The organism is Ruegeria sp. O5, assembly GCF_056535105.1.
In genome coordinates this window covers 1-15,094 of record NZ_JBQERN010000013.1, presented here as the reverse complement: position 1 = coordinate 15,094, position 15,094 = coordinate 1, and the positions used below count along the sequence as shown (strand labels likewise).

The 15,094-nt window shown below is 55.9% G+C and carries 14 protein-coding genes; 7 read left to right on the top strand and 7 right to left on the bottom strand.

Annotation, left to right across the window (positions count from 1 at the left end; all coding sequences use genetic code 11):
- Positions 1-23: 23 nt before the first annotated feature.
- The gene (locus ACR0M3_RS15140) at positions 24-1,763 is read right to left on the bottom strand and encodes a type I secretion system permease/ATPase (protein WP_480484348.1); all 1,740 of its coding nucleotides are present in this window, start codon (positions 1,761-1,763) and stop codon (positions 24-26) included.
- A gap of 389 nt (positions 1,764-2,152) precedes the next feature.
- Between ACR0M3_RS15140 and ACR0M3_RS15135 the strand changes: the two genes are divergently transcribed.
- The 7 genes from ACR0M3_RS15135 to ACR0M3_RS15105 all read left to right on the top strand — a co-directional run bounded on the left by ACR0M3_RS15135 (position 2,153) and on the right by ACR0M3_RS15105 (position 9,529).
- Complete coding sequence (locus ACR0M3_RS15135; RefSeq protein WP_480911518.1) at positions 2,153-2,929, top strand: FadR/GntR family transcriptional regulator; 777 nt, start codon at positions 2,153-2,155, stop codon at positions 2,927-2,929.
- Positions 2,922-4,073 carry an aminotransferase class I/II-fold pyridoxal phosphate-dependent enzyme gene (locus ACR0M3_RS15130; RefSeq protein WP_480911516.1) on the top strand — a complete coding sequence of 384 codons (1,152 nt, stop codon included), beginning with the start codon at positions 2,922-2,924 and terminating at the stop codon, positions 4,071-4,073. Before ACR0M3_RS15135 ends, ACR0M3_RS15130 begins: the two co-directional genes overlap by 8 nt.
- Positions 4,074-4,108: 35 nt before the next feature.
- A complete protein-coding gene (locus tag ACR0M3_RS15125) occupies positions 4,109-5,368 on the top strand; it encodes an ABC transporter substrate-binding protein (RefSeq protein ID WP_480911515.1) in 1,260 nt (419 codons plus the stop codon).
- Entirely contained in the window at positions 5,350-6,300 is a 951-nt protein-coding gene (locus tag ACR0M3_RS15120) for a carbohydrate ABC transporter permease (protein WP_480833157.1), read from the top strand. The genes ACR0M3_RS15125 and ACR0M3_RS15120 overlap by 19 nt, the downstream gene beginning before the upstream one ends.
- A 10-nt stretch (positions 6,301-6,310) precedes the next feature.
- Positions 6,311-7,153, top strand: a complete 843-nt coding sequence (locus tag ACR0M3_RS15115) for a carbohydrate ABC transporter permease (RefSeq protein ID WP_480477286.1) — start codon at positions 6,311-6,313, stop codon at positions 7,151-7,153.
- An 11-nt stretch (positions 7,154-7,164) separates the two neighbouring features.
- Positions 7,165-8,232: an ABC transporter ATP-binding protein gene (locus ACR0M3_RS15110; protein WP_480774240.1), complete on the top strand. Its 1,068-nt coding sequence runs from the start codon at positions 7,165-7,167 to the stop codon at positions 8,230-8,232.
- A gap of 67 nt (positions 8,233-8,299) precedes the next feature.
- A complete protein-coding gene (locus ACR0M3_RS15105) occupies positions 8,300-9,529 on the top strand; it encodes an AGE family epimerase/isomerase (protein ID WP_480911513.1) in 1,230 nt (409 codons plus the stop codon).
- A gap of 154 nt (positions 9,530-9,683) precedes the next feature.
- Here ACR0M3_RS15105 and ACR0M3_RS15100 read toward each other — a convergent pair whose 3' ends face one another.
- The 6 genes from ACR0M3_RS15100 to ACR0M3_RS15075 form a co-directional block, all read right to left on the bottom strand.
- Positions 9,684-10,739 carry an aldolase/citrate lyase family protein gene (locus ACR0M3_RS15100; RefSeq protein ID WP_480911511.1) on the bottom strand — a complete coding sequence of 352 codons (1,056 nt, stop codon included), beginning with the start codon at positions 10,737-10,739 and terminating at the stop codon, positions 9,684-9,686.
- 12 nt (positions 10,740-10,751) lie between these two features.
- A complete protein-coding gene (gene hpaH, locus ACR0M3_RS15095; protein WP_480911509.1) occupies positions 10,752-11,552 on the bottom strand; it encodes a 2-oxo-hept-4-ene-1,7-dioate hydratase in 801 nt (266 codons plus the stop codon).
- Positions 11,549-12,403 carry a fumarylacetoacetate hydrolase family protein gene (locus ACR0M3_RS15090; protein WP_480911508.1) on the bottom strand — a complete coding sequence of 285 codons (855 nt, stop codon included), beginning with the start codon at positions 12,401-12,403 and terminating at the stop codon, positions 11,549-11,551. Before ACR0M3_RS15090 ends, hpaH begins: the two co-directional genes overlap by 4 nt.
- A complete protein-coding gene (locus ACR0M3_RS15085) occupies positions 12,403-13,875 on the bottom strand; it encodes an NAD-dependent succinate-semialdehyde dehydrogenase (RefSeq protein WP_480911507.1) in 1,473 nt (490 codons plus the stop codon). The genes ACR0M3_RS15090 and ACR0M3_RS15085 overlap by 1 nt, the downstream gene beginning before the upstream one ends.
- Before the next feature lie 93 nt (positions 13,876-13,968).
- Complete coding sequence (gene hpaD, locus ACR0M3_RS15080) at positions 13,969-14,820, bottom strand: 3,4-dihydroxyphenylacetate 2,3-dioxygenase (RefSeq protein WP_480774245.1); 852 nt, start codon at positions 14,818-14,820, stop codon at positions 13,969-13,971.
- 53 nt (positions 14,821-14,873) lie between these two features.
- On the bottom strand, positions 14,874-15,094 hold a 221-nt coding region (locus ACR0M3_RS15075), incomplete at its 5' end, for an aldehyde dehydrogenase family protein (RefSeq protein WP_480911505.1).

Here is a 15,094-nt window from a genome sequence, read left to right as displayed (position 1 = left end):
CTTCTTGGTCGTCTTTTTTGCCATTATTCACCTACGGGGCTAAGCTTGCGCTTAATCGCGCCCGCGTTCTGCACCATTGCGCTGAGAACCTCGTCACGACTGCCGAACCTGACCACTTGTCCTTTTTCGACAACGGCCAGATCGTCACATTCCGAAATGGCCTGCGGGCGGTGTGTCATGATGATGGCGGCTTTGCCTGCCGCCTTGAGCCCCCTCACGGCCGCGTTCAAGGCTTCGGTGCCATCCGCGTCCAGTGCCGAGTTTGGTTCGTCGAGAATAAGCAGAACAGGGTCGCCATAGAGGGCGCGGGCCAGAGCGATGCGCTGTTTCTGCCCGCCTGACAACTGACTGTCATTGCCTTCAAGGAAGGTACCATAACCTTTCTCCAAAGACAGGATCAGGTCGTGCGCATTGGCTTTCTTGGCTGCGGCCACCACCGCTTCGGAATCCGGGTTTTCTGACATCCGGGCGATGTTCTCGGCCACGGTCCCGTTAAACAGGGTAACCTGCTGCGGCAAATATCCGATATGGCTGCCCAGATCGTTGGAGTCATATTGATCCAGAGTGGCACCACCCAGTCGAATTTCACCGGCTGCCGGATTCCAAAGCCCCAGCAACGCCTTGGCCAGTGTCGTCTTTCCCGATCCGCTTTTGCCGATGACACCCAGCGCCTTGCCCGGTTGCAGCTTCAGATTCACGTTCCGCAACGTTGGCGTTGTTGCCCCGGGGGGAATGACAGTCAGCGATTTGGCTTCCAGCTGCGCTTTCGGGATGGGCAAGCGAATCCGCTGCTCTTCGGGCGGGGTCTGATCCAAAAACCGGCTTAGGGAAGTCCAAGCCGTTCGTGCACGTTCGATCATACCCCATTGGCCGACCGCTTGTTCGACCGGAGCGAGGGCCCGACCCAAAAGGATTGAACCCGCGATCATCGCGCCCGGTGTCATTTCGTTTTGCAAAACCAGCCACGCGCCCAAGGCAAGCATTGCAGATTGAAGAAACAGTCGTAACGACTTGGTCAAAGACGTAAAACTGCCTGTCCAGTCGCTGGCCGAAATGGTTTGGCGCAAGGCATTCGAACGCTGGTCCAACCACCGCTTTGTCACGTCCGCCTGCATACCCTGTGAGCGCACAACCTCTGCCGCTTGTCTCGCATGTTCCGCAAAGGCGTTTGCCCGCGCTGCTGCAGTTTGTGCTTCAGCGACTTTTCTGCTGGTCAGAGCCTGATTGAGCAGTGCAATCACGACAAGCAGAACACCGCTTGCCACGGCCAGCCAGCCCAGCAAGGGATGAAACAGGAAAATCGCACCCAGAAAAACAGGCGTCCATGGAATATCCATCACCGCCAGCAGAACGGGGGATGAGCACAGGTTTCGAATGGATTCCAAATCACGCAAGGCCGTTGCCGGGGCAGATCGTATTTGCGGCAAAAGTGAACGCCGCAGCGTTGCTTCGAAGACGCGCTCATCCAACTGTGACTGGAACCGTGCGCCGAACCGGGCCACGATGCGTCCGCGGGCAAAATCCAGCATCGCCATCAGCGCATAAAGCAACGCCACCAACAAAAACAGCGCTGTCAGGGTTTCCACCGCACGCGAGCCCAATACCCGGTCATACACCTGCAACATGAACAATGGGCCCGTCAGCATAAGCAGGTTCACAAAAATGCTGAACAAGAACGCCAAAGCAAGGAACGCGATCCCCTGATTGCGCACATTGCGCAGTTCATGCCGGGGGGCCGCAGATACGCGGTGTTCAGGTTTCAATGTTTTAAATCCATATTATCCGGAGATGCGCCCCCGCATTTAAAAAGTTAGATCAGCCTTGCCAAGTTTGCACATCTTTTTTTGGGCAAGAAACCGCGGGTCCCTAGCGTAAAGAAGCACTATTCAGCCGTAGCTGACAAATACCTAACGGCAATTACAAGCGCCGCTGGGCGGGCGTTTCAGGATTACGGCAAATCGGGCGGAATACAGCAAATAGACGGACGCGCGAAGACCGCAGCCCGCCAACAAGCCGCAGGCGATTATGGTTGCATTGATCCCGCCGCGAAATGACCGAGACCGGATTTTTCGACTTCAACTGTAAGGATGACAAGCGTTTTTTAATGTCGGACATTATTGTTTATTTTGTCCTACATTAAATGTAAAAGTGAATGAAATACGAATCGGAGAAGCCGCGCGTGGTCAAAAGAACGCCCCCAAAAGAAAAAGCTGAGAGTGTCGGCAACACCTTGAAGGTGCTACCGGCTGGCAGCAGCGGCCGGGACGTTCTGGAGGCTCTCTCTGGGATGATCGAACTGGAAGGATTGAAGGTAGGCGATCGCCTGCCGCCAGAGATCGAAATTGCAAATCAGCTTGGGATCGGACGGGCGAAGGTTCGCGAGGCCCTGACAAGTTGGCAGAACATGGGCATCGTTGTACGGAACAAGAAAGCCGGGACGCGATTGGCGGCCGAGGTATCTGCCAATACGATCCATCTCCCACTCACGCTGAAGCTCGAAGCCGAAAGCCTTTTGCGAACACACGCCGTGCGCCGACCACTGGAAATCGAGGCAGCAAGGTTGGCAGCACTGAATTGCTCAGACGCGCAGCGGCTTTTGATTTCGGTCCGCGTTGCAGAACTCATAGCTGTGCATTCTGCAGGTGAGGATTGGCGGCCGGCCGATTACCGGTTTCACGCGGCACTGCATGAAGCGTGCGGAAATCCACTTTTCGGGCAGTTGATCCGGCAAATTCAAAAAGCTTTTCACGAAGTATATGACACGCCCTTCGGTCAACCACACTTGGGTCAGGCCTCAATTCCAATACATGCGCCGCTGGCCGAAGCAGTTGTCTCCGGCCGTGCGGACGAAGCCGCAAGTATTATCGGCGCGATCATGGACATGGTCGAAGCAGAAGTCCTAGAAATCATGGAAAGCCAGAATGTCTGACTACGAAGACCTTTCGACGCGTCTTGCAGCAACCTTCCCGGATGCGGCTGGTTCGGTCACGCCGCCGATCGTTCAAACTTCACTGTTTACTTTCGACAATTACCAAAGCTTTGAAGACCGGATGGCCGGAAGATCAGAAGCGGCCATCTACACGCGTGTGGAAAACCCGACCGTCGCCGCGTTTGAAACGCTTATGTCTGAAGCCGAACAAGGTCAGGCTGCCGTTGCATTTGCTTCCGGGATGGCGGCCATTTCCTCAACGCTGCTGGCATTTGTCAAACCCGGTGACCGGATTGCCTGCGTCGAACATGTCTATCCGGATTCATTCCGGTTCATGGAGCGCATCCTGCGCCCGTTTGGGGTGCATATCGACTACCATGCGCCGGAGCGTTTCGAGAACGACCCCGATCTGCTTGCCGATGTAACGGTGGCCTATCTGGAGAGCCCCGGATCGATCGTTTTTGAGGCGATGGATCTGCGTCGCGTCGCAGAGCATGCCAGACGCCACAATGTGTTGACGATGATCGATAATTCATGGGCAAGCCCGGTGTTCCAACGCCCCCTCGCATTGGGCATCGACATCGTCATCCACTCGGCCTCGAAATACATTTCGGGGCACTCGGACACGGTTGCGGGCGTGGTGGTTGCCTCCCGGGACCATATCGCCCGCATCCGTGATCTGACACTTCCTTTGCTTGGCGCCAAACTGGCACCTTTTGAGGCCTTCCTGCTGACGCGCGGCCTGCGCACGCTGAACGCACGCATGATGCAGCATCAAGCAACGGCCAACACGTTTGTTGATCGCCTGGCCACTGTTCCGCAGGTCAGGCGGGTCAACTCACCCGGTGTCAACGACGTGCCCGGGTTGACCGGGCGGTCCGGTCTTATGTCGGTTGAGTTTGATGACAGTGTCGACATCGCAAAACTTTCTGATGCCTTGAACCTATTCCGCCTCGGTGTGAGCTGGGGTGGCTTCGAAAGTCTGATCCTGCCTGCGCGCGTCGGGCTTGCTCAGGCTGGCGAACAGAACTCAATGCAGAAATTTGGGGTCTCACCCAATCTTGTGCGCCTGAGTTTGGGGCTCGAGTCGGCGGAAGATCTATGGGCCGATTTTGCTTCGGCTCTCGCCGAAAGCACGGCTTAGAACCGTTCGCTCAATAAAACCAACAGGAGGAAAACATGAAAAAACTACTAACTGGAATGACGGCTGCGGCCGTGCTCATGGGTTCGGCGTCTTATGCCGAGACCACACTGAAACTGGTCGAGGTTATTACAAGCCCCGAGCGTACAGAGGTGCTTCAGGGACTGGTTGATGAGTTTGAAGCCAATAACCCAGACGTCACTGTCGAGATTGTATCGCTACCCTGGGGCAACGCGTTCGAAAAGCTGGCAACAATGGTGGCAGGAGGCGACATCCCGGATGTGGTTGAAATGCCCGACACCTGGCAGGCCCTCTATGCGGGGTCCGATCAGCTGGTCAGTCTCAAGGATCATGTCGCCGGATGGGAACACGGGGCTTCGCTGACTGACAAGACAGTCGCCATGGGCAGCCAGGCGGGTGACCTTTATATGATCCCGTACGGCTTCTACCTGCGGGCGATGTTCTACAACAAGAAACTGCTGGCCGAAGCGGGTATCGACGCTCCCCCGACTACGATGGAGGAGTTCAAGGCAGCCTCGGCCGCGGTGTCCGAGCTTGAGGGCAAGTACGGATACTGTTTGCGCGGTGGTCCCGGTGGAACAAATGGCTGGATCATGTTCGCGGCAGCCATGAACGGCACCAACGAGTTCTTCACAGAAGACGGTGTCAGCCGCATCAACGAGCCCGGCTCGGTCGAAGGTATCCAGTTCATGATCGATATGTATCAGAACGGGTATGCGCCCAAGGATGCCGTCAGTTGGGGCTTTAACGAGATCGTGGCCGGCTTCTATTCCGGCACCTGTGCATTCCTTGATCAGGACCCGGACGCACTGATCGCTATTGCCGAACGGATGCCTGCCGAAGATTTCGCGGTCATTCCGATGCCTGTCGGACCATCGGGCAAAGCTTTCCCAACAATTGGGTTCGCAGGCTGGTCGATCTTCAATGCGACTGAACATGAAGACGAAGCCTTTGATCTGGTTGCGGCCTTGTCGACGCCCGAAGCCAACGCCACGTGGGCAAAACGCGTAGGCGTCATTCCGATCCATAAAGGCGCCGATCAGGATCCTCATTTCCAGACCGAGCAATTCAAAGGCTGGTTTGAGGAACTGAACGGCGAGCAATATGTGCCGACAACAATGCCAACCAACCTGGAACAGTGGGGCTATTTTGGCAGCACGCTTCTGCTGGAAACCAGTCAGGAAGCCCTGTTAGGGCAGCGCAGCGCGCAGGACGTCGCAGATGAGTGGGCCGAGTTCCTCACTGATGAGCACGCCAAGTGGAAGGCAAAACAGTGATTTCACGCACTCAGAAAACTGTCAGGCCCGGGGAAACCCGGGCACGACGCTCGCTCTACCTGCAATACATGGTCGAGCCGTTTTTCTATTTGTCACCCGCAATTCTTCTGATCGGTGCGGTGATCATGGTTCCGCTAATCATCGGAATCTCATATTCGTTCCAATCCATTGAGCTGTTGAAGCCTTTTGCTTCTGGCTGGATCGGGTTTGAAAACTACGTTGATCTGTGGAAAGACCGCAAGTTCTGGATCGCAATGGAGAACACGCTGTTCTGGACCTTTTGGTCGATAACGTTCCAGTTTCTGCTTGGCCTTGGTCTTGCCATGCTTTTGAATACGCAGTTCTATGGAAAGAAACTTTTTCAGGCGCTTGTTTTCCTACCCTGGGCTGTCCCGACCTTCCTTTCTGCGCTGACATGGGCGTGGCTTTTTAACCCTGTCATCGGCCCGCTACCGCATTGGCTGGCCGCCCTTGGTATTCTGTCAGAGCCCTACAATATCCTTGGCGATCCCAAGCTTGCCATATGGGGCCCGATCACTGCAAATATCTGGTTCGGCGTTCCTTTCTTTGCGATCACACTGCTGGCGGCTTTGCAATCGATACCCGGTGAGCTTTATGAGGCCGCAGAAGTCGATGGCGCGACCCCCTGGCAGACCTTCACCAAGATCACGTTGCCGTTTCTTGCTCCGATGATCGCGATCACCGTGATGCTGAGGACGATCTGGATCGCCAATTTCGCCGACCTGATCTATGTGATGACCGGCGGCGGGCCTGCCAATTCGACGCAAATCCTGTCGACCTACATATTCACCACCGCTTTTCGCAAATTGGACTTCGGCTACGCGTCAACCATTGCTGTGGCGCTGTTGCTGATCCTTCTGATTTACGCCGTTATCCTGCTCTGGCTTCGCAAGAAGCTGGTCAAGATTTGAGGAGTTGACCATGTCAGCTGTCAGGAAACCCAACCCCCTGCTGGTTGTGGGTAAATACGCGGCACTTGCGTTCTATCTGATCTTTGCGTTGTTCCCGCTTTATTGGTTGCTCAAGATCGGGTTGACGCCGGACGCACTGATCTTTTCAGAGGGCACCCGCCTGTTTCCAAGCGAGGTGACCTTTTCAAACTTCAAAACGGTTATCTTTCAGACCGATTTTGTGGCCTATTTCCGGAACTCTCTTGTGGTGTCGCTGGGCGCGGCGTTCTTTACGACCTTGTTCGCGGCTGGGGCGGGTTATGCCTTTTCCCGCTTCGTTTTTGCGGGCAAACGCATCATCATCGCCTTGATGCTAGTCACCCAGATGTTCCCCCTGCTGATGATCATCGCACCCATCTACAAGATCATCGCGGACCTGGGGCTGCTGAATTCGCTGACAAGCCTTATCGTGGTCTACACTGCGTTCAACATCCCCTTTGCAACATTCCTGATGCAGTCATTTTTTGATGGCATACCCAAAGATCTGGAAGATGCGGCGATGATGGATGGCTGTACACGGTTTCAGGCGCTGCGCAAAGTGGTGTTCCCGCTGACATTGCCCGGGTTAGGGGCGACGCTTGGGTTTGTCTTTACTGCCGCGTGGTCCGAGCTGTTGTTTGCGTTGATGCTGATCTCGAAGAACGACGCGATGACATTCCCGGTTGGCTTGTTGACGTTTGTTTCCAAATTCTCGGTCGATTGGGGGCAAATGATGGCAGCCGGCGTGCTGGCGCTGATCCCAAGTTGCCTCTTCTTCATCTTCATTCAACGCTATCTCGTGCAGGGCCTCACGTCCGGCGCGGTCAAAGGATAGGAGGCCAGATCATGGCACGTATCGAACTTCGTGACGTTGCAAAACGCTATGGATCCGTCGAGGTCCTGCGCAACATCAACCTTGAAATTCAGGATGGTGAGTTCATCGTTCTGGTCGGCCCGTCGGGCTGCGGCAAATCCACTTTGCTGCGCATGGTTGCTGGTCTTGAACCGATATCAAGCGGCGACTTTCTGATCGATGGCGAGCGTATGAACGATGTGAGACCAAGGGACCGGGACATCGCGATGGTGTTCCAATCCTACGCTCTCTATCCGCATATGGATGTCGCGCGAAACATGGGTTTCTCAATGGAAATCCGCAAAGCTCCGGTGGCTGAACGCATATCAAAGGTCGCCCAGGCGGCAGAGACGCTGGGATTGACCAAATTGACGGATCGCTTGCCCAAAGCCCTTTCAGGTGGTCAACGTCAGCGGGTTGCTATGGGACGGGCCATCATCCGAGACCCGCGCGCATTTCTGTTTGACGAGCCATTGTCAAACCTTGACGCCGCTTTGCGTGTCGAGATGCGGCTGGAGATTGCGCGGCTGCATCAAAAGCTCAGCGCGACCATGATCTATGTGACCCATGATCAGGTCGAAGCGTTGACGCTGGCAGATCGGATCGTTGTTCTGAACGCAGGCGACATCCAGCAAGTCGGCAGCCCGCTTGAGCTTTATGAAAGACCGGCCAACAAGTTTGTTGCGCAGTTTATCGGCTCACCCACCATGAATGTTGTGCCTGTATTGGGAACTGAAACTGGTGTGAATGTCGGGAATGGGGTTGAAATAAAAATCCTCGATCAACCCCTTACCGCTCAGGCCAAAGAACTGGGTGTAAGGCCGGAACACATCGATGTCGTGGACAACGGTGCCGGTGATCTGTCGGCCGTTGCGGATGTTGTTGAACATCTGGGGTCGGACACGAACATCTACGTCAATGCCGAGGGGATCGGCCCCATGATGGTGCGCAAGCATGGCAATATCCCCGTGAAATCCGGGGATCGCCTCGGTTTGCGCATTCAAGCACAGAATGCACATCTGTTTGCCTCGGATGGTACAGCGTTGCGACGGGCTTGCTGAGATGATGGGCAATTTGGAAGATCGGGCCAAGTCGCGCACGACAGGACTCCATCCGCGGGATATTTAGATGAACGACAATCAGTTATTGCTTCCGGGGTCACAGTCCGAGACCGGGTTTTGGATTGAAACGCCAAGACACCGCGATTGGTTGATGAACCAGGCCAAGCGGCAACTTACGTTCTTCAGCGCGAGTTGCCGGGATGAGCCCGGGTTCTATACACTTGGTCACGATGGTCGCCCGCTGCCCGGCAAGCTGCAGGAGCTGCACACGACAACCCGGTTGATTCATTCTTATGCATTAGGACATCTGTCTGGTTTTCAAGGTGCTGAACGGATCATTGATCACGGTATGGCATTTCTTGAAAGCCATCACCGAGATCGCGACCACGGCGGATATCTTTGGGCGCTGGAAGGGGATCAGATCAAGGATGACCGCAAGCTTGCTTATGGGCACGTCTTTGTCCTTCTTGCCTCGGCAAGTGCGAAAATGGCGGGTCACCCGGATGCAGACAAACTAATGACAGATGTCCGAAATGTTCTGGAAAAACACTTCTGGGACGAAGAAGCGGGCCTGTTTCGCGATGAATGGAACAGGGATTGGACGCCGTTTTCCGCATATCGTGGAATGAATGCCAATATGCACGGCGTTGAGGCGATGCTGGCTGCCTTTGAGGCAACAGGGGACGAAACCTACCTGTCCCGCGCCGGTCGCATTTTGGACTTTTTCATTGGCAAAATTGCACCCGGTGAAAACTGGCGGCTTCCCGAACACTATTCGTCTGATTGGCAAATTAACCGGGATTATGCGGGCGATCCGATGTTCAGGCCTTCCGGAACAACGCCGGGGCATTCGTTCGAATTGGGTCGGCTTCAGCTTCAGCATTGGGATTTGTCAGGCCGAACGAGCCCTAATGCTCCGAACACGGCGCGCCACCTGATTGCGCAGGCTTTGAAAGATGCGTGGCTGCCTGATGGCGGGTTGGCCTACACACTTGATTTTGATGGCCGCGTTGCCAACGCTTCGCGGTTCTGGTGGCCTATCACCGAAGCCATCGGGGCGGTTGCCGCTCTGATCGTGCTAGACAGAAGGCCAGAAGACGAGGAGTGGTACAGAAAGCTCTGGACCTATGCGAATGAAACATTTGTCGATCATCAGCATAGCGGCTGGTATCCAGCAGTAGATGGGGCAGGGGCTGTTGTGACATCCATCTTTGACGGCAAGCCGGACATCTATCACTCGTTGCAAGCCTGTCTGTTTCCACTGTCACAACGTCTGTCGAGGATGATGCCGCTTTAGAAACGTATATGTTTCGAAAAGCCTCAGATTCAGCTTGTTTTATCTGGGTACGGACCCGGTGCAGGGTCTTGTCGAATACCCGCAAACTACAAATCGTAGCCTGCGGCGGTGTCCGAAAGTCCCGGGCGCGCTCGGTTGCCCTTGCATTCCAGCGTTATGCATTCCAAACAACCTCGAACTCCTCGCGAAACGCAAAGCGTTTCAGGTGGTCCTCTATAACACCCATCCAAAAGTTCAAATCCTCACGAGGGCCGACTGAAGCAACTATTTCAAGCCCTTCGTCCGTCGCTTTCATCGCAACCGCGCGCCGGTTTTCAAACGAAACGTTTCCTTCAGTTGCGTCAAATTCGACTTGCCCTTTGTGGGACCAGTGCTTGCATAACTGCTGAAGATACTTGCTGGCCATTTCTGTTCGCGCATTTCCAGACGCGCACTGGTCTGGCAACATTTCCAACGCAGTTTCGGCCGCCCCGCGCATAGACTTGGCAAAAAGTGTTACGTCGATATTCGTGGCCAGGAACGTAACCCCAAGATCCAGACACTTGCGCTGCATCACGGGGTCCAACGTTAGGATGCCCGCTGCCTTGCCCGCGGCCACGATCCTTGTCAACGCGTCCAAAACCGCTTCGACCACGTCGGGGTGGCCAGCATTGCCGATGTGCCCCATATCCGCAGCCAAATCTGACGGACCGATAAATACGCCGTCGACATCTGTCGTCAGAATGTCATCCAGTGCATCCAGGCCAAGGCGGTTTTCCACCTGAACCAACAGGCAAATCTGGTCGCCTGCCGTTGTCAGGTAATCCGGGATCGCCGCGAAACGCGAAGCACGCGCCAGAGCAGACCCAACGCCTCGAACTCCATGTGGTGGATATTGCACCGCGCGCACCAATTCCCGCGCTTGATCGCCGCTTTCAACCATTGGCACCAATATGCTTTGGACGCCAGCATCGAGATATTGCTTGATCATCCAGGTCTCGCCAATTGGCAGGCGCGCTACCGGTTGGCTACCTGTGCCTTCGATGACCCTCACTTGCTCAAGGATAGACCGCAGATCGTTCGGGGCATGTTCCCCGTCAACAAGCAGCCAGTCAAATCTGGATGTGGCGGCGATTTCGGCGGCATATGCATTGGCCATCCCAATCCAACATCCGATCTGGGGTTTTCCGGCTTTCAGTGCGGCCTTGAAGGGGTTTGTTGGCGCGGGCATTAAGGTGCTCCTTCAATCAAATTTGATATCGACCGAGCCGAAGGGTCCGAAATCGGCGTGAATTTCTGTGCTTGGCGGGCATTCGACGGGGCGAATGAAGCTGCCCGACAGGATCACTTGTCCGGGTTCAATACTTTGTCCGTATTGCGCCATGCGCCGGGCCAGCCAGACAACACTTTCAACAGGATCATTCAATACGCCGGCCCCAAGGCCGGTTTCCTCAATCTCACCGTTGCGGAAGGTCAAGGCACCAACCCAGCGCAGGTCGAATTCGTCAATCGCGTGGCGCTCTGTACCCAGCACAATCCCTGCATTGGCGGCATTGTCGCTGATCGTGTCAAAGACGGTTCTGGCCTTGCCGGTCTCGGGGTCCTGACGCTGAATACGTGTGTCCAGAATTTCAATCGCCGGTGAGACGTAGTCCGTGGCGGATACGATGTCGTCGCGGCTGACATTCTCGCCACCGACGGCGGATTTCATGATAAAGGCGATTTCAGCCTCGATCCGGGGCTGGATGAACCGGCCCGCAGGGACCATACCACCGTTTTCAAACGCCATATCATCAAACAGGATGCCGCTGTCGGGAATATCGATGTTCAGCGCATATTGCATCGCTTTCGATGTCAGACCGATTTTCCACCCGATGACCTTGCGCCCCTCGGCCAGCTTCTGGCGATAGATGGCGTTCTGCACCTCATAAGCGTCGTCCATACCCATCTGGGGGTGGCGCAGGCTCAGCAGACCGATCTGGTCGCCGGTGCGTTCGGCCTGAAGCAGGTCGGCTGCTGCGCGGGCGTGCTCTGCCGGTGTCATGCCTTCTCATCCTCGACTGTGTTGCGCAGGGTGCCGATACCTCCGACAGAAACCTCGACCACGTCACCCGGTGCAAGATATTTTGGCGGGTCAAAGCGCGCGCCCGCACCGGTGGGGGTGCCGGTTACGATAAGGTCACCCGGCTTCAGGGTCATGAAGGTCGAGATATACTCGATCTCGCGCCGGATCGGGAACATCATGCGGTCGAGGGTGTCGTCCTGACGCAACTCACCATTGACGCGGGTTTGAATGCGGGCGTCATCCAATTGCGCCGGGTCGGTGAAGGGCACCAGCCAAGGGCCGATCGACCCTGAATTATCCCAGTTCTTGCCCTGAGTTACGTTGAACTTGGCATGGCGCACCCAATCGCGGATCGTGCCTTCGTTGCACAGCGTCAACGCGGCGATGTGCTCATAGGCTTCGTCCTGCGATATCCGGCGACCCGCCTTGCCGATTACAATGGCCACTTCGCCCTCGTAATCCAGCGTGTGGTTTTCCGGCGGACGGATCAGCGGGCGGTTGTGGCCGGTAAAGCCGCTGGCAAAGCGGGGGAACAGCGACATATATTCCGGTTGCGCGCTGCCATCCTTGTATTCCGCATTTCTGTCCGGAAAGTTCACGCCGACGCACAGAATGCGACGTGCATCCGGCATCACCATTTCATAGGTGAAATCGGAATGGGTCACAGGCTTACCCTCGGCCGCCGCAGCCAACCGGCTAAACTCACCCGCAGCGATGACCTCATACAGGCTGGAAAACTCGGGGAAATCACCGTTCAGGGCAATCGCACCATCATCGGTAATCGCGCCAAAGAAGGTATCCCCTTCGGCGGTATAAGTAGCAAAGCGCATTAAGCCTCCTCGGCGGTGTCGATGCCGCCCATGCACAGGTATTTGAGTTCCATGAAGTCATCCAGCCCATGGCGCGAGCCTTCACGGCCCAGACCAGACATCTTAACCCCGCCAAACGGAGCTTCCGCAGTCGAGATCAGGCCGGTGTTGATTCCGACCATGCCATATTCCAGCTTCTCGGAAACTCGCCAAACGCGAGCCAGGTCGCGGGAATAGAAATATGAGGCAAGGCCGAACTCGGTGTTATTTGCCGCAGCGACGACTTCGCTTTCGGTGTTGAACTTAAAAAGGGGTGCAACCGGGCCAAACGTCTCTTCGGTCGCGACCGCCATCTCCGAAGTAACACCGGTCAAAATGGTTGGTTCAAAGAATGTGCCACCCATGTCGTGTGACTTGCCGCCCAGAATGACTTCGGCACCTTTCGAGGTCGCATCAGCGATGTGTTCGGCAACCTTGTCGACAGCCGCCTGATCGATCAGCGGACCAAATATGATACCTTCGTCAAAGCCATTACCAGTGGGCAAAGTCGCTACTTTGTCGCGCAGCTTGGCGGCAAAGGAATCGTAGACACCGGCCTGCACGTAAATGCGGTTGGCACAAACGCAGGTCTGACCATTATTACGAAACTTGGCGATCACCGCTCCTTCCACAGCGGCGTCCAGATCAGCATCATCGAATACAATGAAGGGCGCATTGCCACCCAGCTCCAACCCCAGTTTTTTGATCGTTGGCGCGCATTGCGCATATAGAAGCGTTCCGATCTCGGTCGAACCGGTAAAGGTCAGTTTCTGCACTGTCGGGTTCCCGGTCATCTCGCCGCCAATGCCACGGGCTGAGCCGGTGACGACCGAGAACAGCCCCGCAGGCAGGCCCGCTCTTTCGGCCAGAACCGCCAACGCGATAGCTGAGAATGGAGTCTGGCTGGCCGGTTTCAGAACCATGGAGCAGCCCGCCGCCAGAGCAGGGCCAGCCTTGCGCGTGATCATAGCGTTTGGGAAATTCCACGGCGTAATCGCGGCTACAACCCCGATGGGTTGTTTGATCGTCAGGATGCGTTTGTCTGGCGCGTGGCCTGGGGTGACATCACCATAGGCGCGGCGGGCCTCTTCTGCGAACCACTCAATGAAGCTGGCACCATAGGCGATCTCACCTTTGGCTTCGGCCAGTGGCTTGCCCTGCTCAGCTGTCAGGATGGCACCCAGATCGTCCTGGTTCTCCATCATCAGTTCGTACCAGCGACGCAGAATTTGACTACGCGTTTTGGCGGTGCGTTTAGCCCACCCGTGGCGCGCGGTCTCGGCGGCAGCAATAGCTTCGGCGGTTTCGGCGGCGCCCAGATTGGGAACATGACCAATAACTTCACCGGTGGCAGGGTTGGTGACGGCAAGGCCGTTGGCCGGGTCAGCTTCAATCCAGCGTGTACCTACAAGGGCAGCCTCTCGCAGCAAACCGGGGTCTTTCAAAGGAAACATTTGGGGACCTGCATCAGTTCGAATTAGATAGATCAACGGCTTGCCCCGCCAAAAGGCACCAGGGGCAAGCAATCGGTATGGGAACCGCGACCCTCAGACCGGGAATATGACGTTAGTCTGACCGGTGCCCGAGGACGGGAAATACTCGGTCACAACCTCGCATTTCTTGTCGTAAGCGTCCCAGCCGAGTGCGCCGTATAGCATCGCGGTATCATGCATCGAACCTTCACCGCAGCAGAAGTTGGCATAGTCACCCAGCATCTTGAGGAACGTAGCGTGATCGCCGTTTTTCCACATTTCCAGCACGTGCAGATCCATCTGGCGATTGAATTCTGAGCTGATTGTGAAAGTGCCGTTATTGGCGGCATAGTCCTTGTTGGCCCAGATCTTGTGCGACAGCGAACCCGACGCAACCAGCAGCACCTTTTCGTCGCTGGCCTCGACTGCTTCGCGGATTGCCTCGCCGACGATACGGCTTTCGTCATGAGCGTGCACAGTGCACCACGCACCGATCGACACCACTTTCATTTCGTGTTCACGGCTCATGAACCGCATCGGCACCAGCGTGCCGTATTCCACCTCAAGGCTGTCCAGGTGATGGGCCAACGTATAAGCACCCTTTTCGGTCGCAATCCGCGCAATCGCATCACCCAATTCGGGATTGCCCTCATATTTATAGGGCAGGTCCTGAATGAACTGGGGGAATTCATTCGATGTAAATAGACCCTCAAAATGGTCGTTGGCGTTTATGTGAAAGCCCGCGTTCAACACCCAATGCGTATCACAGATGACAACAGTTGTTGCGCCCAGTTCCTTGGCGCTACGAGCAATCTCCCGGTGGCCATCAATAGCCGGTTGACGCTTGCCTTTGATCGGTCCTTCCTGCTCGGACATGAGCAGGGTAGGCACGTGAGTCATTTTGGCGGCAAGTACGATTTCTCCCATGGTCTCCTCCTGGAGTTAGAGTTTCTTAGCGCGTATTTCGAGTGCAGTCGTTTTCACTTCCCCAGCTGCATGATGTTGTGATTTCCGGTTGCGAAGCCGACGTGTTTTTGTTCCATGTAGAACTCGAAGCTCCAGTTGCCGCCGTCGCGGCCGATACCGGAAGCCTTGACGCCGCCGAACGGGGTGGGCAGGTGGCGGACGTTTTCCGAGTTCACCCAGATCATCCCGGCTTCAAGCTTGTCGGTGAACCGCAAGGCGCGGGTCAGGTCATTGG

Bases quoted from the DNA above. Each gene is read 5' to 3' on its own strand.
- ACR0M3_RS15135 (WP_480911518.1), top strand. From the start codon at position 2,153: ATGAAATACGAATCGGAGAAGCCGCGCGTGGTCAAAAGAACGCCCCCA.
- ACR0M3_RS15130 (WP_480911516.1), top strand. From the start codon at position 2,922: ATGTCTGACTACGAAGACCTTTCGACGCGTCTTGCAGCAACCTTCCCG.
- ACR0M3_RS15125 (WP_480911515.1), top strand. From the start codon at position 4,109: ATGAAAAAACTACTAACTGGAATGACGGCTGCGGCCGTGCTCATGGGT.
- ACR0M3_RS15115 (WP_480477286.1), top strand. From the start codon at position 6,311: ATGTCAGCTGTCAGGAAACCCAACCCCCTGCTGGTTGTGGGTAAATAC.
- ACR0M3_RS15110 (WP_480774240.1), top strand. From the start codon at position 7,165: ATGGCACGTATCGAACTTCGTGACGTTGCAAAACGCTATGGATCCGTC.
- ACR0M3_RS15105 (WP_480911513.1), top strand. From the start codon at position 8,300: ATGAACGACAATCAGTTATTGCTTCCGGGGTCACAGTCCGAGACCGGG.
- ACR0M3_RS15100 (WP_480911511.1), bottom strand. From the start codon at position 10,739: ATGCCCGCGCCAACAAACCCCTTCAAGGCCGCACTGAAAGCCGGAAAA.
- hpaH (WP_480911509.1), bottom strand. From the start codon at position 11,552: ATGACACCGGCAGAGCACGCCCGCGCAGCAGCCGACCTGCTTCAGGCC.
- ACR0M3_RS15090 (WP_480911508.1), bottom strand. From the start codon at position 12,403: ATGCGCTTTGCTACTTATACCGCCGAAGGGGATACCTTCTTTGGCGCG.
- ACR0M3_RS15085 (WP_480911507.1), bottom strand. From the start codon at position 13,875: ATGTTTCCTTTGAAAGACCCCGGTTTGCTGCGAGAGGCTGCCCTTGTA.
- hpaD (WP_480774245.1), bottom strand. From the start codon at position 14,820: ATGGGAGAAATCGTACTTGCCGCCAAAATGACTCACGTGCCTACCCTG.